The following is a 19,587-nucleotide window of genomic DNA, read 5'->3' as shown; positions in this document are numbered from 1 at the left end:
TAGATAGTTTGCACTGACAATGTTAATTGACGTGATTGATAAGCTCTTCACGACGTTGCTGCGGTATAACAGACCAATGTGTACCATTGATCGCGCCTTCTAGGGCCCATAACAGTTCAATACTGACAGAAGACGCGTGCGATTCTTTGATGGCGTTAAATGCGTTTACAGAGCCAGATTCATATAAACGTTCTACAGAATCGATCCCTGCCTTTTTCAACATCCGCTCGGTGGCGAGTCGAAGGTTAGGCAGATCTTTGAGTCGAGTTGGTTTAGCAGAAGATTGTTCAGCTTTCTCTTCTTTAGCAAAACCTAGAGACGTAGTCGCAAGCTGCAAGATTTTCTCTTGGTCTTGCCATAAGCCTTCAGGTAAAGCGAAATATTTAGTAACGACAGGAAAACCACGTTTTTTGTAGACGTACGGTTGAAATCCTTGTTGTTCGAATTGTTGCGTTGTGCATTTGTCAGCTCGTATATGCAACTGGTCATTCACAACCAGGGCAAACATAGTGTCATCAGCAAAAAGCCCGAATCCACCAAACATTGAGCGTGACTTAATTTTTCCTAGGGGCTCAAATAATTTCATTGAGTCCTTTAGTATCGGTTTATCCATGTTATTTATCTCGGTGTATTTGAACTACGCCACCAAATAAGCAGGTCCGAGAGATTAGCAAAATGTTGCAATTAAATTGTCAATAGGCTGTAAATTACTAAAGTATTAGTAGTTACTGCATTTTGCCATCGGTAACCCCGCTACCATACCAACGAGTGGTTTAGGCCGGAAGCTTTGCGTCCCACTTTTTCAAGTGGTTTGCCCTGTGCGTGACTGGGTTATTAGAATAAAGTTTTTGTTGAATTAGGCTCACACTTCTTATTTCAAAATGTGATGTTGCTTCAATTAATGACCTTTGAATTATGCATGCAAGTGCACTTTGTTTGTTGAGGAAAAAAACGCACCTAAAGGTGCGCTTGATTAAACTAAACTCATTACATCAATTAATTTAACGTTTTAACTGTACTTCGCTCAACAATTTCAGGGTGCATTTCGAAGACGCGTTTCTCGTGGTCTTTGTCTTTTATACGCTCTAGTAGTATTTCGAATGCATTTTTACCAACACGGCGCTTAGGTTGGTGAACCGTCGTTAACGGTGGAGAGAAGTATTCAGCCAATTCTATGTTGTCGTAACCGATCACTGAGATATCTTCAGGAATACGAATGCCTTTTTCTTGTAATCGACTCATCAGTCCTAATGCCATCGTGTCGTTAAAACAGAATACTGCGGTAGGGCGATCTTTCATCTCAATGATTTGGTCAGCAGCAATCACAGCTGTGTCACATTCAAAGTTGCCTTCGATGATCATATTTTCATCGGCAGTAATCTTCGCTTCATTGAGTGCGCGCTTGTAACCTGAGATGCGTTCAACACACGCTGCTTTGTCTAAGTGGCCACTTAAACATGCAATCTTGGAGTGACCGCGCTCAATGAGGTATTTGGTTGCTAGGTAGCCACCTTCTTCAGAGTTATCGATGATCTTATCAGCCTGAGAGCTTTCAGGGCCCCAGTCCATGATAACTTTAGGGATGTCTGCGTGACGGTCTAACATCTCTCTTAGTTCTTCAGTCAGGTCAGAACACATAACTAAGATGCCATCTACACGTTTCTCTGCAAGCATTCGAATGTAGTCACGTTGCTTTTCGTAGATACCGCCCGTATTGCACAAGATCAAAGTGTAACCTTGACGGTAGCAGTAGCTCTCAACACCATCGATAACTTCAGAGAAAAATAGGTTAGTTGATTGAGTCACTAGCATACCGATGGTGCGGGTTGTATTGCACTTCAAACTACGAGCAACGGCACTTGGCGCATAGTTCAGTTCGTCTACGGCTTTGTTTACTTTTTCTTGAGTCGCTTCAGCAACAAAGCGAGTTTTGTTGATTACGTGAGAAACGGTTGTTGTTGATACGCCGGCTAAGCGTGCGACATCTTTTATAGTGGCCATGTTTTTATCCTATTAGAAGCTACTTTCCCAAAGTACGGAATGAAGTAGCCGTTAAGCTACCTAACTAAGAGCTTAAATTTGTAGGGCTCTTTGGGTACTAAAGTGCTAAAAAACAAAAAACCGCTATTGAGCGGCTTGTCTTAACACCGAAATGCTCTGAACTTCAATAAGTGTAGCATTTCGTGAATGTTTCATATTTTATCGTTTGCGGTCACAATTTTAGACTGACTAGAAATTACTCGCAATAAAATTCACCCAGAAATCCGGGTGAATGGTCACAATTCTATTGAATTTATTTATCGAGTCGTCAAAAAAAGCTTATTCGCCAGCTAGGTATTGAGTGTCTAATTTACAGAATGCCAATAGCAGGGATGAGACTGATGCGTAGAAACCGAATGTGTCAATGTCATGACATTTAACGTTGAACTTTGGTACCCAAGTAAGCAGTTGCTGTTCGATAAATTGCTGTTGAACAGCAAAGGATTTCTCTAGTTCTTCTTCTAGTTCAGTTTCGTTCGAACGAATGATTAGATTACCTAGGAAATCGAGTTCGATAGCAATGTGGTCAGCTGGCTCTTTTAGGTCTTGGTTAACCACTAAGTTGTGTTTAGCCATGATCTCTTCCATATCTTTTGCTGGCTTATCGTTCAATAGGCCAGTTTGGCCGATATACATAGAAGCGTAAGGAAGTGCGCCATGTTTATCAGTCTTTAAGAATAAGTCACAGAAGTCAGCAGACAATTCTAATTGAGCATCTTCACGTGTTTGTAGACGGTTTAGCGCATCCACTAAGCTATCAATCGCCGGCTTTAGTGTTTCATTTTCACCTAAACCAGTTAGGAAAGAACGAATTTCAACAGAGTGGTAGTGATCGAGTTCTTCTTGAGTGAGCTCTTTAGCGAACAAGCTTGATAGCCACCAGTATATTTCTGCTCGTTGTTCGTTGAATGCTTTCGTATCTTTCATTTCTTAGATCCTGATTTAGTCTTGTGGTGTGTGTATACCTAGCATCGTCGAGTGATTTATGTATAGGCACACCAAGGCTGAATAACAAGGTTATTTGCGAAACGCAAAGTTACTCGTTAGTAGTAATGCCTATATTGAATTGCGATGGGCGACAAATAGCAAGGTTTAAGATTGTCTTGTATCAAAAAAAAATCATGTTTCTGGCTTTTATCTTCTGTAGTACTAGAATTGTTACGAGTTATGAATAGAATGGTCACTGAAACTATTAAATAAGAAAAGTGGTGTAGATGAGCTATCACGTATTAGTCGTAGAAGATGATGTGGTAACCCGAAGTAAACTGGTTGGATATTTCCAGAATGAAGGTTACACAGTGAGCGAAGCTGAAAGCGGGGCTCAAATGAGAAAAATGTTAGAAGAAAATAACGTTGACCTCATTATGTTAGACATCAACTTGCCAGGCGAAGATGGATTGATGCTAACTCGCGAATTACGCAGTCAATCAGACATTGGAATAATTTTAGTTACTGGACGCACGGATAGCATTGACAAGATCGTTGGCCTTGAAATGGGCGCAGACGATTACGTTACTAAACCCTTCGAACTTCGCGAGTTGTTGGTTCGAGTTAAAAACCTCTTGTGGCGTATTTCGGCTGCTCGTAAAACGGCAGCGGTTGCGGTAGAACAAACAGAAGACGAATCTGTGGTTCGTTTTGGTGAATGGACGTTTGATATACCTCGCCGTGCGCTAAGCAAGAACAGCGAGCCGGTGAAATTGACCAAAGCTGAATATGAACTATTGGTTGCACTCTCTTCTTACCCTAACCAAGTATTAAGCCGTGAACGTATTTTGAATATGATCAGCCATCGAGTAGACGCGCCGAATGACCGCACTATCGACGTGTTAATCCGTCGTATGCGTGCAAAAATGGAGTTTGACCCTAAGAACCCACAAATTTTTGTGACGGTTCACGGTGAAGGTTACATGTTTGCTGGTGACTAATTTTCCGTGGAAAGCTGGTTTCAGTAACGATACTTGAACGTAAAAAAACCGAGACATCGATGATGCCTCGGTTTTTTTTGTTACTGAACTTTTTAATTGTTTACCGTCGGAGTAGTGCTCTCGACAGGGTCATTACTTGTGTCTAGCCAATCTCGCAAGCTTTGCCAAACTAATCCCATCGTCTCATGCCAATAGCGCTCAGTCTGCTCGAGATAGATAGCCTTAGGCATATACTTATTCCATGGTTCAACAATCCCTTCTTGTGCAAGGTAGTTGGTTGGTGCTGGTAATGGTTTCATGCCCGCGGCATTGAATTCATTAAGGGCGCGAGTCATATGGCTAGCTGATGTCACGAGCACCATTTTCTTATTCTTAACGAATGCAGCGGCTTGGCGAGCTTCTTCCCACGTATCTTTCGCAGTTTCAAGCAGAATGATATCGGGTTTCGCGACGCCGAGTGCTAGCGCTACTTTAGCCATCATTTTTGCGTTGCTCACCTCAGTGCCTGCACCATAACCAGACAAAATGAGTTTAGCTCCAGGGTAAAGACGTAAGATACGAATCCCTTCACTTAAGCGCATCAGACCGGTGCGGCTAAGCTCTGAGGTTGGTGGGATTTGGTCATCAACAACGTGACCACTTCCAAGAACCATAATGTAATCGACGGTATCATCGATAGGTAAAAAAGCGGTGTGTTGCCTTTCCATTGGCATTAAAAGTTGACTAGAAACAGGCTGGAAAGCGATTAGGAAAATACCACAGAGGGCTGAAAGGGTAATTAGGCAACCTGTCTTCCTTTTTGCAGTAAACATCACTAGGGCTAAACCCAGAAAAGCGAGAATTAACATTGCTGGCAGTGGCATCAGTAACGAAGACACTACTTTTTTCAGCTCAAACATATCCGAATAGTCCGAAAAAACATCACTTAGTAGTAAAAAGAGACATCGCCTCTTTATTCCTGAAATTCCTGTGACAGAATAGCAGGCACGATAGGACATAATAACTCAAGTAGCCGTGACTGAAGACCGTAATTTCGACGATATTGCCCACAAATTTGCAAAAAATATATACGGCTCTGACAAAGGAGAGATCCGTCAGTGCATCGTATGGGAAGATTTAGAACAAGCTTTGAGCAAGTTTGAGCAATCAGCTTCGCCGTTGCATGTGCTTGATGCCGGTGGTGGGCTTGCACAGATGTCACAAAAAATTGCGACACTAGGCCACAACGTTTCTTTGTGCGACCTCTCTTCTGAAATGTTGAAGCTCGCAGAAGAAAGTATCAGCGAAGCGGGTTTGCTCGAGCAATATCGATTTATTCATTCTCCGGTACAAAAAGTGGCAGAGCATCTCGAAGAGAAAGTCGATTTTGTGATGTTTCATGCCGTAATGGAATGGTTAGCAGACCTTAAACAGGCACTTGATTTATTGTTGGAACAAGTAAAACCCGGTGGTATTGCCTCGATAATGTTTTACAACCACCATGGTTTAGTCCTGAAAAATGTGATTTGTGGCAACATTCCTCATGTATTGAATGGGATGCCACATCGAAAAAGGTTTAAGCTGCAACCACAAAAAGGCTTGAAGCCTGAAGAGGTTTATCAATGGATAGAAGACGCTGGTCTAGATATCTGTGGTAAATCAGGCATTCGCTCTTTCAGTGACTACATAGGTAATATGGAGTACATGGGCGATTACCAATTTGAAGATGTGTTGGAACTAGAGAAACAGCTATGTCGCCAAGAGCCATATCTGTCGCTAGGCCGTTATATTCACGTTTGGGCTCAAAAACCTGCGCAATAACAGCGGTGAATGTGGTAAAAGAAGCCACAACATGCGCTATGCCATCGTAAGAAGCCGCGTCATAAAGAAATAGGCGTCATATCTAATACGTTCGATATGACGAACAACAGTAACAGGAACCACAATGAGTGAAATGACTCAAACTGCCGAAGAGCAGCCAATTGATGAGTTGGTGGGCTGGGTCAAGCAGCATGATTTTTCATTAAACTTGCCACCAGAGCGCTTAGCATTTTTGATTGCTATCGCCGTACTAAGCAATGAAAGGTTCGATGAAGAGTTGGGCGAGGGTGAACTGCACGATGCATTCACTATTGTCACTCGACTGTTTGAAGATACTGGCGAAGCGTCCGCGTTTCGTGCCAACAACGCTATCAATGAGTTGGTTAAACAGAAGCTGATCAGCCGCTTTACCAGCGAAATCACAGATGGTGCAAGCATTTATCGCTTATCGCCATTGGCGATTGGTATCTCAGATTATTACTTACGTCACCGCCAGTTTTCTAAATTAAAACTGTCTATCCAGCTTTCTATGGTTGCCGATGAGATGGCAAAAGCCATTGAAGCTGCCCAGAAAGGTGGAACTCCGGGACATTGGAGAAGGAATGTGTACGGCGTGCTCAAGTATTCTGTTGGCGAAATTTTTGATCAGATCGATCTCAACCAGCGGGTTATGGATGAACAGCAACAAACCGTCAAGCAGCAAATTGCGGATCTTTTAAATAAAGATTGGCGAGAAGCAATCAACAACTGTGAGTCTTTGCTATCGGAAACCTCAGCCACGCTAAAAGAGTTGCAAGACACCTTGCAAGCGGCGGGTGATGAACTGCAAACCCAGATTCTTGATATTCAAGAAATTGTTTATGGTGACGATGAGCTCGAGTTTGTAGGTGAAACCCTATTTGGTTTGCAAATGAAGCTAGACCGAATCACCAGTTGGGGCCAACAAGCGATTGATTTGTGGATCGGCTACGATCGCCACGTGCATAAATTTATCCGTACCGCGATCGATATGGATAAAAACCGAGCCTTTAGCCAACGCTTGCGTCAGTCAGTCACTGACTACTTTGATGCGCCTTGGTTATTGACCTACGCAGACGCAGAAAAACTCACGGATCTTCGCGATGAAGCACTTGTGCTCCGTGATGACGAAGTGATGGGGCAAGCCCCAATCGACGTAGAATACGAAGAATTTGAGCAAGTGAACGATCTACTTTCAGAACGAATCGCAGATATGTTGAAAGCTCACAAACAGCAAGGTGCGCCAATTGATCTTGGCCTTGTGCTGCGTGATTACCTCGCAGCGCACCCTCGCACACACCATTTTGATTTAGCCAGAATTGTTGTCGACCAAGCCGTTCGCTTAGGTTACTCAGCGTCTGACTATCAGGCTATTCAGCCGGATTGGCAGGCAATCAACGATTTCGGTGCAAAGGTACAAGCAAATGTCATTAACAAGTACTGATGATTACATGCCAGAGAAACTGGTAAAAGCGATAGCGAACCCGTTGTTCCCTGCGCTAGATAGCATGCTGCGTTCAGGTAAGCATGTTTCAACAGAAGATCTAGACAACCACGCGTTGCTTTCTGATTTCGAAGTGGAACTTCAGCATTTTTACCAACGCTACAATACGGAACTGGTAAAAGCGCCGGAGGGTTTCTTCTACCTGCGTCCGCGTTCTACGTCTCTGATTGGCCGTAGTGTGTTGTCTGAGCTAGACATGCTGGTTGGTAAGGTGTTGTGTTTCTTATACCTAAGCCCAGAACGTCTTGCTCATGAAGGTATCTTCACCAATCAAGAATTGTTTGATGAATTGATGTCGTTAGCGGATGAGAAAAAGCTCATGAAGCTAGCAACGAACCGCGCATCTGGTTCTGACTTAGACAAAGAAAAGCTGTTTGAAAAAGTACGTACTTCTTTGCGTCGTTTACGCCGTATCGGCATGCTGATTACGATTGGTGAAACCGGCAAGTTCCGTATCAGCGAAGCGGTATTCCGCTTTGGCGCTGACGTTCGTGTTGGCGACGACATGAAAGAAGCTCAGTTACGTCTTATCCGTGATGGTGAAGCCGTGGTTCATACACAAGAGCCAAACCAAGGCAGCTTGCTAAATGAAGAGCAGGCAGAAGCCGCATCAGAACTAGACGTAGATGAAAACGGTCAACAAGACATTTTTAACGATCAAGCCGGCTTTGACCTTGAGTCAAACGATGGCGAACAAACAAAAGTAGAAGGTGAAGCATGATTGAAAGAGGTAAGTATCAATCATTAACCATGATCAACTGGAACGGCTTCTTTGCGCGTACTTTTGATATTGATGGATTGGTTACAACGCTTTCTGGCGGTAACGGTGCAGGTAAGTCGACCACAATGGCGGCATTCATCACTGCACTTATTCCTGACCAAAGCCTTTTGCATTTCCGTAACACAACGGAAGCGGGTAGCTCACAGTCATCACGCGATAAAGGCCTTTACGGTAAGCTTCAGCCGGGTGCATGTTATGCCGCGCTAGATGTTGTGAACTCTCGTAATCAACGCCTATTGTTTGCAGTAAAACTGCAGCAAGTTGCGGGTCGTGATAAGAAGGTCGACATCAAACCGTTTGTAATCCAAGGCCTTCCAAGCCATGTGAAACCAACGGATGTATTGATTCAGAACGTTTCAGACAGCCACGCTCGTGTGTGTCAACTGAACGACGTGAAAGCAGCGGTAGCGCAATATGAAGGGGCGCACTTTAAAGCTTTCTCTTCTATTGTTGATTACCACTCACAGATGTTTGAGTACGGTGTTGTTCCTAAGAAACTGCGTAACAGCAGTGACCGTTCTAAGTTCTACCGTTTGATTGAAGCATCACTTTACGGCGGTATCTCAAGTGCGATTACACGTTCTCTGCGTGATTACCTTCTGCCGCAAAATGGCGGTGTGAAGAAAGCATTCCAAGATATGGAATCAGCACTGCGTGAAAACCGCATGACGCTAGAAGCGATCAAAACGACTCAGTCGGACCGTGATTTGTTCAAGCACTTGATCACTGAATCTACGAACTACGTGGCAGCAGATTACATGCGCCATGCCAACGATCGTCGCAACAAGCTTGATCAAACTATGAAATTCCGTGGTGAACTGTTTGGTTCTCGCGAAACCTTGCTTGATCAAAACAACTTGTTGAACCGCGTTCAAGAAGAGCTTGAGCTGTTGGTCGATCAAGAATCGGCACTAGAGCAAGATTATCAAGCGGCTTCGGATCATCTTCAATTGGTTCAAACTGCACTTCGTCAGCAAGAGAAAATTGCTCGCTACAGTGAAGATCTAGAAGAGCTGAATGAGCGTCTAGAAGAACAGATGATGGTAGTTGAAGAAGCTCAAGAGCGAGTACTTCTTGCTGAAGAGCAGGCAACCATTACTGAAGAAGAAGTGGATAGCCTGAAAACTCAGCTTGCTGATTACCAACAAGCGTTGGATGTTCAGCAGACTCGTGCGCTTCAATACCAACAAGCGGTTCAAGCATTAGAGAAAACTAAGCAGCTACTTGGTGATGAGTCTATTACTGCAGAAAGCGCATTAACTTTGGTTTCTGAGCTAAAAGCACAAGAAGAATCAAGCACTCAAACGTTACTGTCGACTAAGCACAAACTAGACATGTCTTCTGCTGCGTCTGCGCAGTTCGACAAAGCGCTCGCTCTTGTTAAAAACATCGTTGGTGACGTTGAGCGTAAAGAAGCGTCTAACAGTGCTAAGCAAGCGTTAGAAAAAGGCCGTAACGCAAAACACGTTGTTGAAAACGAACAACAGTGGCGTGCTCAGCACCGTGACATGGCTCGTGATGTGGCGCAGCAGCGTCAAGCAAAAGAGCTTGCGACTGAATACCAAAAGCAACACAACGTGTTACTCACGGATGAAGCGATCTTTGATGAAGAACGCGAACGTCATGCTATGCAGATCGAGTCTCTTGAGTACGCTCAAGAAGAGCTGCGTGAAGCGAAGAGTGAGCAACGTCGTGTGCAACAAAACCACGACCAAGAGATTCAAAAACTTGAGTCTCTTGCTCCAGCGTGGATCACGGCGAACGACGCACTTGAAGCCCTAAGAGATCAAACAGATGCTGAGCTAGAAGATAGCCAAGCAGTAATGACTCAAATGCAGCAAGTGCTTGAAGACGAAAAGTCTCAAGCGGTAGCGAAAGATCAATTGGCGACGCGCCGTTCTGAACTTGAGCAAGAGATTGAACGCTTAGCTTCTCCGGGTGGCTCTAACGATCCTCGTTTGAAAGGTTTAGCAGATACGCTTGGTGGCGTTCTGCTTTCTGAAATATATGACGACATTACCATTGGTGATGCACCGTATTTCAGTGCGATGTACGGTCCTGCTCGTCATGCGATTGTGGTCTCTGATCTTGATGGTATTAAAGAGAAGCTGATGGATCTTGATGATTGTCCAGATGACCTTTACATCCTTGAAGGCGATGTCGATGCATTTGATGACAGCTCATTCAATGCTGATGAGTTAGAGGGCGCGGTGTGTGTTCAGCTGAACGATCGCCAAATGCGTTATTCTCGTTTCCCTGAGATCCCATTGTTTGGCCGTGCGGCTCGTGAACAACGTTTAGAGAAATTGCGTGAAGAGCGTGATGTTGTTGTGGAAAACCACGCGAAAGCGGCGTTTGATGCACAAAAGCTGAATCGCCTATACCAAGCATTCAATAGCTTTGTTGCTAAGCACTTACACGTTGCATTTAACGCCGACCCTGAACAGGCACTAGTGTCTATTCGTGACAAGCGTAACCAGATTGTACGTTCTTTGGCTGAATTAAACTCTAAAGAGCAACAGCAACGTAGTCAGCTACAACAGAGTAAACAAGCGTTGGGTGCGCTAGACAAATTAGCACCAATGGTTCGTATTTTAGAAGACGAAACATTGGCTGAGCGCTTAGCTGAATTAGAAGCGCAACTAGAGCGTTTAAGTGAAGCTAAGTCTTACTTGAACACTCATGGCAAAGCGCTTACTTCATTAGAGCAAATCGTTTCTGCACTCGATGCTGACCCAGAGCAATTCGAAGCTTTGGAAGCCGAGTATCGTCAGGCGGACAGCGCGTTACAAACTCTAAAAGGTAAAGTGTTTGCTCTTTCTGACTTAATCGAACGTCGTCACTATTTTGCTTACGCGGATTCTGTTGATTTGCTTAACAAGAGCAGTGAACTGAGCGAGCAATTAAAAGCGAAACTGGTTCAAGCAGAACAAGCAAGAACCAAAGGTCGTGATGGCTTGAAGCAAGCTCGCGAACAGATCAATCAATACAACCAAGTATTGGCGGCACTGAAGAGCTCACATCAAGCGAAGCAAGAAACGGTTCAAGAGTTCAAACAAGAGCTGCAAGAGTTCGGCGTAAACGCTGATGAAGGCGCTGAAGAGCGTGCTGTACGTCGTCGTGACGAGCTTCAAGAGCGTCTACACACATCTCGCAGCCGTAAGAGTGAATACGAGCGTACGATTACCTCAACAGAACTTGAGATGAAAGCCCTAGCTAAGCGTCTTAAGAAAGTTCAGAAAGAGTACACAGAACTTCGTACCTTCGTTGTTGCAGCAAAAGCCGGTTGGTGTTCAGTACTGCGTTTAGCTCGTGAGAATGATGTTGAACGTCGTCTGCACAAACGTGAACTGGCTTATTTAACGGCGGGCGAACTTCGCTCTATGTCGGATAAATCACTGGGTGCGCTACGTCTGGCTGTAGCCGACAATGACGACCTGCGTGATTCGCTGCGTCTCTCTGAAGACAACGCACATCCAGAGCGTAAGGTTCTGTTTTACATTGCGGTTTACCAACACCTTCGAGAGCGCATTCGCCAAGACATCATTCATACGGATGATCCGGTTGAAGCAATCGAAGAGATGGAAGTAGAGCTAGCTCGACTAACAGAAGAACTGACGCAGCGTGAAAACCGCTTAGCGATCAGCTCTGAGTCGGTAGCAAGTATCATCAAGAAAACGATTCAGCGCGAGCAGAACCGTATTCGTATGCTCAACCAAGGTCTGTCGAATATCTACTTTGGTCAGGTTAAGGGCGTGCGTCTGAACGTTAAGATCCGTGAAAGCCACGAGATTTTGCTATCAGGCTTAGCGACTCAACAAGAGCAACACAAAGACTTGTTTGAATCAACGCGCTTTACCTTCTCAGAAGCAATGGCGAAGTTGTTCCAACGTGTCAATCCGCATATCGATATGGGTCAACGTTCTCCACAAGTTCTTGGTGAAGAGTTGCTAGATTACCGTAACTATCTAGAGTTAAGTGTTGAAGTTAACCGTGGTTCAGACGGTTGGTTACAAGCGGAATCGGGCGCATTGTCTACGGGTGAGGCGATCGGTACTGGTCAATCAATCCTATTGATGGTTATCCAGAGCTGGGAAGAGGAGTCTCGTCGACTTCGTAGTAAAGACATTGTTCCATGTCGTTTGTTGTTCCTTGATGAAGCCGCTCGTCTGGATTCTAAGTCGATCTCTACGCTGTTTGAACTGTGTGACCGTTTAGGTATGCAACTTCTGATTGCTGCGCCAGAGAACATTAGTCCAGAGAAAGGTACAACCTACAAACTGGTACGTAAGGTATTCAAAGACCACGAACACGTACACGTTGTTGGTCTGCGTGGTTTTGCTCAAAACAAACTGGTATCTCCTGTTCAAGAGCTTATCGAAACCCCTTAGAAGCGTAATCTATCTACCGTAAATTAATGGCCTCGAAGTATACACTTCGGGGCTTTTATTGTTTGGCAGCTTCACGGGTCTCGTATTCTTTTGGTGAGGGTGAGGGTGAGGGTGAGGGTGAGGGTGAGGGTGAGGGTGAGGGTGGTATTCCTGAGCTATTTATAATTACTGACTGTGATTGGCATGACTCAGCCTGAACTTATTACCATATAAAAAACCGCCTTCTCAGAAGAGAAGGCGGTTTTACTTACGTTATCTTTTTTTAAGCCGAAGATTTTGATACTTAGGCTTTAACGTATAGGTTGTCGGTACGTTTAGCTTATCTAAGATTAGATCTTAAACATCTTTATCGTTTGATGCAGTTCGTCCGAAACATTATTAACATTTTGCGCTGTTTGAACATTTTGCTGGACGTCATCGACAGTCGCTCGCGCCAAATCATTTACATTCACTACATTTTCGTTGATTTCAACGGCTACTTGCGATTGTTCTTCCGCTGCCGCTGCAATCTGGTTGTTCATGTCTTGAATTGTCCCAATCTCATGCTGAATAGTATTCAGCATTTGACTCGCTTGATCTGACTTTTCACGAGTTACTTTAGCTGTTTCCGCATTTTCAACCATAAGCTCAACAGATTGTTTTGCTTGAGTTTGAAGTGATGAAATCATGGTTTGTATTTCGTTCGTGCTTTCTTGTGTCTTGTTAGCGAGGTTACGCACCTCGTCAGCCACGACGGCGAAGCCGCGACCTTGCTCACCCGCTCGAGCTGCTTCAATTGCTGCGTTTAATGCCAGCAAGTTTGTTTGCTCAGCAATACCTCGGATAACATCAAGTATGCTACCTACATTTTGAGTTTCTTTTTCAACACCAAGAATCGAATCTTGAACCTGCTCAATATTCGTTACAAGTAAGCTGATTTGCTGGTTCATGTCGCCCACAGTCTCAAGACCTGACTGAGATGAAAGGCTTGCCTCATTGGATGATGATGATGCCTGCATCGCATTTTGAGCCACTTCCGCAACAGTCGCGGTCATCTGATTCATCGCGGTTGCAACTTGCTCTAGCTGCATCATTTGCTCTTCTGATGAGGTACTTAACTGATTTGACGAGGTCTCAAGAGATGAAGATTGTGATGAGAGAGAGTTTGAAGACTGCTCAATATTGCCAATAATGCCTTGGAGGTTACCTGCCATTTCAAGAGTTGAACGATAGATCCCTGTTTCGTCACCATTTAATTTAGGGATGTTGGTCAGGTCTCCTGCCGAGATTCGACTCACAAGAGCTTCGATGTATTGTGGCTCTCCGCCAATAGGACGATACATTAATCGGGTGACTAATAAGAATGTTATTCCGGTTGCCATAACCGCGAAAATTAGACCAACTACAGTATTTATTTTCACCATCGCATTTGAAGGCGCTTCAATGTCGTCCCAACTTGCCCAAGCCCAGGTATTCCAACCTAATGACTCAATTTGAGACGAAACGACATAAAAGTCGCCTTTATCTGGAACATTGTAAGAGTGCTCACTGGTCATCTTACTACCGTGTTCACGGTATGATGGTCGAAGATCGTAGATATTTTTACCGATAAAATCTTCATAGCTAGCGGCAACAAGGAAACCATCTTGGCGAGAGACAAATAAATTTGGCTCTTCAGACAGTTCATTTATGTAGTCCGTAATATCGCTCATTTTAAGACTAAGGCCGATGATTGCTTTCGTTTCGCCTCGGGCTTTAAAAGGAATAACAACCGACATGGTTAAATGCCCTGTTGTTGCAAGATAAGGGTTGGTTACAGAGCGTTTTGCACCTGAAAACCCAAGGTTGAACCATTCGCGCTGTTTTTGCTTAGCGTTAAAATTGGGAATGATGCCTTGGTTTTTAACGTCGTAAGTTTTGCCATCAGGAAGACCAATGTAAATATTAAGAACACCAAGAGATTCCTTACTGTTCGTCATCATTTTCAACAGCATTGGGTTGATTGTGATATTGCCAGAGCTATCGGTATGAATACTGGATGAAATACTTTCTAAAGCGCCGAAATACGTTTCCATTCTTCCTTCTACAGCTTTAGCTACAAGAAACGACTTTGTTGACAAATTATGACGGTAATCATCCGTGGTGGCAGACTTAAATTCAAAATATCCAATCGTAGATATAACTAAAATCGTTAAACAGATTAAGCCGCTAATGGTCAGCATAATCTTATTTTTGACGGTCATTGGTGTATTTCCTTAACAGTTGGTACTTATTTTATTGACTAAATTATCTATATGCTAACATAGAGTTACAATTTATTTGTTGAACGTTTTGTAAGGAAAAGCAGTTACAAATTGGCCGTGTGAATACTTATGCGTAGGATTTACAGGGAATAGAGTTTCTAGACAAATTCGATGGGTTTTAATTGATTTTGATGGTGCGTATTTTTCTACTTCCTAGGCGAAATTAGCACAAATAAGTACCTTTTAATCCATTTTTGGTGTGAATGTGTTGCTGAAGTAAGCGTATAGAAAGGGTTGGGATGTAAGGGGAGATAACCCCAAACACCCCAAATTTTGGCCTAAAATTTGAGTGACAAAATTTTGACTAGTTGTGACCGAACTGTTTTGCAGCGTAAGCAACACGCTCCGCTGGTTTTGGATATTCTGCAGGCGTGCCAAGGTTTTCAATATGGTGCAGCCTAGGAAGTAGCCCCGCGCCGTTCGCGATTTGGATAGCTAAACCAGGTCGAGCATTAAGTTCTAGTACCATAGGACCTTCTTCTTGGTCTAATACCATGTCAGTACCCATATAGCCTAAGCCCGTCATTTCCCAAGCACTTGATGCTAGAGTTAACAGCTTTTCCCAGTGAGGAACTTGTAATAACGCGAGTTCTTTACCCGTATCTGGATGGTGTGTAACAGGCTGGTCGAACTGAACCGCTCGAACCGCTTTACCTGTCGCAATGTCTATACCCACACCAACAGCACCTTGGTGCAAGTTAGCTTTACCATCTGAATCTGAAGTGGACAGACGCATCATCGCCATCACAGGGTAGCCTTTGAATACGATGATTCGTACGTCTGGCACACCTTCGTAGCTGAAGCCTTCAAAACACTCATCAAACTTGATGAGGTTTTCAACTACGGCCACATCGTTCTTGCCACCCAGTGAGAAAAGGCCCGCGAGCGCGTTACTGATATGGCGCTCTACATCTTCTTCATTGATAGTAGAACCCGATGGTTTGGTGTAAACGCCATCTTTATGAGAGATCACAACAAGGATGCCTTTACCACCACTGCCTTGAGCGGGCTTGATTACAAAACCCGGCCACTCTTTAACCATCTTGTGGATTGTTTTTACTTCAGCTTGGTGGCTAATAACGCCAATAAGCTTTGGCACGGTGGCGCCAGCCTGTTCAGCAATGATTTTAGTCTTAAGCTTGTCATCAACGAGTGGGTACTTGGAACGATCATTGTAGCGGCCAATATAACTATGGTTACGCTTGTTCATTCCCATTATGCCTTTGTCTTTCAACTTAAACGGTGAAGTAAATTGATCAAACATAACTTAGTCCTCCGCTAGCGGTTTAAAGCGACGAAGCTCGGTTAGACGGTAGCCTGTGTAGTTACCTAGTAACAAGATGGTCGCTAGAATAACAAGCTGTAAACCAATAAAGTTAAACGTTAAGTGCTGAATGAACGGGTTAGTCATACCTAAGTAAACAAGCACCGCGGTAAATAGAGAGCCGCCACCTTGAAGTACAACTTCTTTCGCGCCTTCTTCTTCCCAAAGGATAGACATACGTTCGATAGTCCAAGACAAGATAATCATTGGGAAGAACGTAATTGATAGGCCTTCTGTAAGTCCGATTTTAAATGCGACGACAGTAAATATCGAAATAATCATAATTACCGTAATAATTACAGCGGATATCCTGGCCACGAGCAATAGGTTGAGTTTGGATAAGTAACTTCGAATTACAAGACCAGTACCGACAATCAGTAGGAAGCCAACAATACCGGTAACCAACTGTGTTTGAACGAATGCCACGGCAATCAGAACGGGCATGAACGTACCAGAAGTCTTAAGACCTATGATGACACGTAGGAACACAACAATCAGAGCACCGATAGGAATCAGCATGATGGTTTTAAACATCGCTTGCTCTTCTAGCGGCAGACTATGAATGGAAAGGTTTAACAGTTGATCCGCTGATACTTTACTGTTCGTTGCTTCAGTTGGAGTAACTTCCTGAGCAATCATAGAGAAGTGAACTTTACTGTTCTGGCCACCCACAACATCTAATAGAGATACATTTGATTCATCCCAAATTAGCAGGTTTGGTTGAACTTGCTGCTCGCTAGATTCAGGAGAGAATAGAACCCACTGGTTATTATCCCAAATTTGGTTCATGTGTTGGATTGATTGGCGACGACGTCCGTCTTCCAGTTCAATAACACCGACGACTTTGTTGTGGATTTTAGCGGCAGAAAGTAGCTTGTGTGTCGCTTCCACTTTGGTCATGTTATTCAGAATCAGCGCTGAGTTTTGGCTGTCTGGATCGTTAAGCGTTTTGATTAACTCACGAGTAAAGGTGATGTTGTCTGCTGAGCGCTTGGTTGCTCTGTCAATCAAAGCAAGGGCCGCGGCTTCTTCAGGACCATCAAAGCTTGGTTGAGCCACATCACCTTCTGGAGGTGTTGAGGTAACGTTCGCTTGGCTATCGACTAAGAACTGTGTCTTGTAGTAGATAGTCTGCGGACCATCTGCGTGACGAATTGACCACTCAGCACGGCGACCTGAATCTGTATTCAAGTATGAAATGCCGTAGCCTGGTGATGAAGCTGACTCGCCGATAAGTGTAAAGTTAGACTGTGTGTGAGGTGCGGCTAGTGAAACTTTTGCTTCTTTGCCCACTGCATTGAATTCGATACGAGCTTCAATGTCCCAAACCTGATTAGTTTCGCCTGGAGTCCAGGGTACACCGTAGGTTGTATGTCTGAACATACTCAGAGTTATACCTGCCACGATGAGCAGGAATATAGAAATATAAAATGGAATTCTTGACGTCATAGCTTACCCTACTATTGTTATTTAACTTCCGTTTGTACGTACTTTTTACTTACATCTACTAGCGCTATGTCTTTGATAAATTCGCGCCCTAGTAATACAGGGTGACTCATTTGAGAGCGATCCGCCAATGTAAATTGCGCTTTTTCATGGATTTTTCCGACTTTTACCCATAATTCGATCACAGCTCGACGTTCTGTTTGATCATTCGTCGATTGACGGATTTTCACATAACGTACAACGGGCGCTTCGATCCATTTTTGGTCTTCTTTTGCTTGTGCTTTATCTGCCAAATGGAACTTAACCCAATCTTTACCGTTGCGTTCGAATTCTTTGATGTCGACGGCATTTAAAGAAGAGGTGGTTGCGCCAGTATCAACACGAGCATCGAAGCTTTGTTTGATAGAGTCGATCGATACTTTTTCAATACCGCCTAGAATAGTCGGCTGTGATGTAGGAGCGGTAGGTGCAGCTGCAACGGCAACAGGCTCGGCTTCTTTTAGCTCTTCAATGACCCTGTGTTCCATACTGGTCAGGTGAACATCTAATTGACTAGAAAGAGTGGTAATTTCGTCTTCCAAGCTTTCAATATAATCACTTTGATTACTTAGCTGCAGTTCAAGATTTTGAACCTTGTTTGCGATGTTTGTCTCTGAGCGGGAAATAGCGTCGAGAGTTTCTTGATGGTAGGTAGCACCGCTCGTGAGGGTGCAACCAGAGAGCAAACCAACCGCCACGATAGGCGATAATCGCTTAAACATATAAAAACCTTTGGAAATTAGAGAATAGTTCAGACTATTTAGAAGTTTATCCCACAAAAAAGGATGCGTGAAGCATCCTATTGTAAGAGTCTGGTCATATTGAATCGCAATGTGAGCGCTACGAAAATTATTGTCACTTAAGGGCGCTCACTTATTAAACATGAGCGCAACTTTTGTACAATTAGTTCTCTTTTTTATCAAAATTCCCACATATAAATAACGGTGGCTGTATGACGACAGAGCTTATGGTTTTGTGTAACAGAGCTTAAGGTTTTGTCGCTACTAGAATCGCACGCCTTGGTGCTGGGTGACCTTCTACGGTTTTACTTGGATCATTAGGGTCTAAGTAATCCGGTAGAGAGTTGTGTGTCATCCACTCCGTTGTGCGTTGTTCGCCAATCGTTGTAACATTTTCATCAACGATACGCACGTCTTCAAAGCCTACCTGTTCAAGCCAGCGTTTCAGTGCGCGTGCAGATGGGAAGAAGTAAACGTTTCTCATTTGCGCGTAGCGATCTACAGGCACAAGAACAGCGTTTTCGTCACCTTCAATCACTAACGTTTCAAGTACCAGTTCGCCACCAGATACCAATTGGTCTTTTAGTTGAATCAAATGATCAAGTGGTGAACGGCGGTGGTAAAGCACGCCCATGCTGAATACAGTGTCGTAAGCTTCCAGTTTTGGCAGTTGCTCAATACCTAGAGGTAATAGGTGAGCACGTTGGTCGTCGCCCATCAATTTACGAATGGCTTCAAACTGAACCAAGAATAAGTGAGAAGGGTCGATACCCACCGTTAAGCGAGCACCTTCACCTAGCATGCGCCACATGTGGTAGCCGTTGCCACAACCTACATCGAGAACCGAACGGTTTTTCAATGGAGAGATATGTGGAAGCACACGATCCCATTTCCAGTCACTGCGCCATTCTGTATCGATGTGAATGTCGTGAACTGTGTAAGGGCCTTTTCTCCAAGGGTGGAAAGTCTTCAGTAAGCTTTCTAACTTTTTAAGTTCACCCGTGTGGAACGGTGTAGAGCTGCCAATCGTCACTGAGTTTTTCAGATCAACTTGATCAGGTACACCTTGCGGGATTTTATTCAGTGCACGTAACCAACGGTCGAAGTCGCCGTGTTCTGCATTTTGCCAATCCGTCAGCTGTTGAGGAAGAACATTAAGCCACGGCTGAAGGCGAGTGTCTTGGGCAATGAGTTGATAAAAATTGGCAAAATTAAACATAGTTTTTCACTGAGTTAATAGGGTCAATAAACCCTAAAATAGAAATTAAATTTGTCATTCCCTACAGTGAGGGAC

Annotated in this window: 14 protein-coding genes and 1 riboswitch; of the genes, 5 read left to right on the top strand and 9 right to left on the bottom strand. The window is 44.0% G+C overall.

Annotated elements, in window-relative coordinates; all coding sequences use genetic code 11:
* Nucleotides 1–22 precede the first annotated feature (22 nt).
* The 3 genes from ACED25_RS00345 to torD form a co-directional block, all read right to left on the bottom strand.
* Nucleotides 23–613, bottom strand: a complete 591-nt coding sequence (locus tag ACED25_RS00345; RefSeq protein WP_009846352.1) for a TfoX/Sxy family DNA transformation protein — start codon at nt 611–613, stop codon at nt 23–25.
* 127 nt (nt 614–740) lie between these two features.
* Nucleotides 741–826: riboswitch (cyclic di-GMP riboswitch) on the bottom strand.
* Between the two features lie 170 nt (nt 827–996).
* Nucleotides 997–2,001 (bottom strand): HTH-type transcriptional repressor PurR, encoded by a 1,005-nt coding sequence (gene purR, locus ACED25_RS00340; protein WP_017099945.1) that lies wholly within the window; start codon nt 1,999–2,001, stop codon nt 997–999.
* Nucleotides 2,002–2,319: 318 nt separating this feature from the next.
* Complete coding sequence (torD, locus tag ACED25_RS00335) at nt 2,320–2,967, bottom strand: molecular chaperone TorD (RefSeq protein ID WP_012603615.1); 648 nt, start codon at nt 2,965–2,967, stop codon at nt 2,320–2,322.
* 287 nt (nt 2,968–3,254) lie between these two features.
* On the opposite strand from torD, the gene torR reads away from it, so the two are divergent.
* Nucleotides 3,255–3,968 (top strand): two-component system response regulator TorR, encoded by a 714-nt coding sequence (torR, locus tag ACED25_RS00330; protein ID WP_009846355.1) that lies wholly within the window; start codon nt 3,255–3,257, stop codon nt 3,966–3,968.
* A gap of 92 nt (nt 3,969–4,060) precedes the next feature.
* Here the strand turns inward: torR and elyC are convergent, their stop codons facing one another.
* Nucleotides 4,061–4,867 carry an envelope biogenesis factor ElyC gene (gene elyC, locus ACED25_RS00325; RefSeq protein ID WP_032500870.1) on the bottom strand — a complete coding sequence of 269 codons (807 nt, stop codon included), beginning with the start codon at nt 4,865–4,867 and terminating at the stop codon, nt 4,061–4,063.
* A gap of 115 nt (nt 4,868–4,982) precedes the next feature.
* Here elyC and cmoM point away from each other — a divergent pair, with 115 nt between their 5' ends.
* From cmoM to mukB, 4 genes are all read left to right on the top strand, one after another.
* Nucleotides 4,983–5,768: a tRNA uridine 5-oxyacetic acid(34) methyltransferase CmoM gene (gene cmoM, locus ACED25_RS00320; protein WP_371694401.1), complete on the top strand. Its 786-nt coding sequence runs from the start codon at nt 4,983–4,985 to the stop codon at nt 5,766–5,768.
* A 124-nt stretch (nt 5,769–5,892) separates the two neighbouring features.
* On the top strand, nt 5,893–7,230 hold the full coding sequence (gene mukF, locus ACED25_RS00315; RefSeq protein ID WP_371694400.1) for a chromosome partition protein MukF: 1,338 nt from the start codon (nt 5,893–5,895) through the stop codon (nt 7,228–7,230).
* The gene (mukE, locus tag ACED25_RS00310; protein ID WP_102548639.1) at nt 7,211–8,011 is read left to right on the top strand and encodes a chromosome partition protein MukE; all 801 of its coding nucleotides are present in this window, start codon (nt 7,211–7,213) and stop codon (nt 8,009–8,011) included. The genes mukF and mukE overlap by 20 nt, the downstream gene beginning before the upstream one ends.
* On the top strand, nt 8,008–12,462 hold the full coding sequence (gene mukB, locus ACED25_RS00305; protein ID WP_371694399.1) for a chromosome partition protein MukB: 4,455 nt from the start codon (nt 8,008–8,010) through the stop codon (nt 12,460–12,462). The genes mukE and mukB overlap by 4 nt, the downstream gene beginning before the upstream one ends.
* A gap of 329 nt (nt 12,463–12,791) precedes the next feature.
* Here mukB and ACED25_RS00300 read toward each other — a convergent pair whose 3' ends face one another.
* The 5 genes from ACED25_RS00300 to cmoB all read right to left on the bottom strand — a co-directional run bounded on the left by ACED25_RS00300 (nt 12,792) and on the right by cmoB (nt 19,512).
* Complete coding sequence (locus ACED25_RS00300) at nt 12,792–14,684, bottom strand: methyl-accepting chemotaxis protein (RefSeq protein ID WP_371694398.1); 1,893 nt, start codon at nt 14,682–14,684, stop codon at nt 12,792–12,794.
* A gap of 364 nt (nt 14,685–15,048) precedes the next feature.
* Nucleotides 15,049–16,008 (bottom strand): alpha-L-glutamate ligase-like protein, encoded by a 960-nt coding sequence (locus tag ACED25_RS00295; protein ID WP_012603623.1) that lies wholly within the window; start codon nt 16,006–16,008, stop codon nt 15,049–15,051.
* A 3-nt stretch (nt 16,009–16,011) separates the two neighbouring features.
* Nucleotides 16,012–17,517, bottom strand: a complete 1,506-nt coding sequence (locus tag ACED25_RS00290; RefSeq protein WP_009846363.1) for an inactive transglutaminase family protein — start codon at nt 17,515–17,517, stop codon at nt 16,012–16,014.
* A gap of 17 nt (nt 17,518–17,534) precedes the next feature.
* Nucleotides 17,535–18,275, bottom strand: coding sequence for an ATP-dependent zinc protease (locus ACED25_RS00285; RefSeq protein ID WP_009846364.1), 741 nt, complete (start codon nt 18,273–18,275; stop codon nt 17,535–17,537).
* 265 nt (nt 18,276–18,540) lie between these two features.
* Nucleotides 18,541–19,512 carry a tRNA 5-methoxyuridine(34)/uridine 5-oxyacetic acid(34) synthase CmoB gene (gene cmoB / locus ACED25_RS00280; protein WP_009846365.1) on the bottom strand — a complete coding sequence of 324 codons (972 nt, stop codon included), beginning with the start codon at nt 19,510–19,512 and terminating at the stop codon, nt 18,541–18,543.
* Nucleotides 19,513–19,587 lie beyond the last annotated feature (75 nt).

This window comes from Vibrio sp. 1F263, assembly GCF_041439035.1.
Lineage (GTDB): Bacteria > Pseudomonadota > Gammaproteobacteria > Enterobacterales > Vibrionaceae > Vibrio > Vibrio tasmaniensis_A.
Note: the sequence above shows the minus strand (reverse complement) of the source record. Positions and strands in the feature narration are given on the sequence as shown.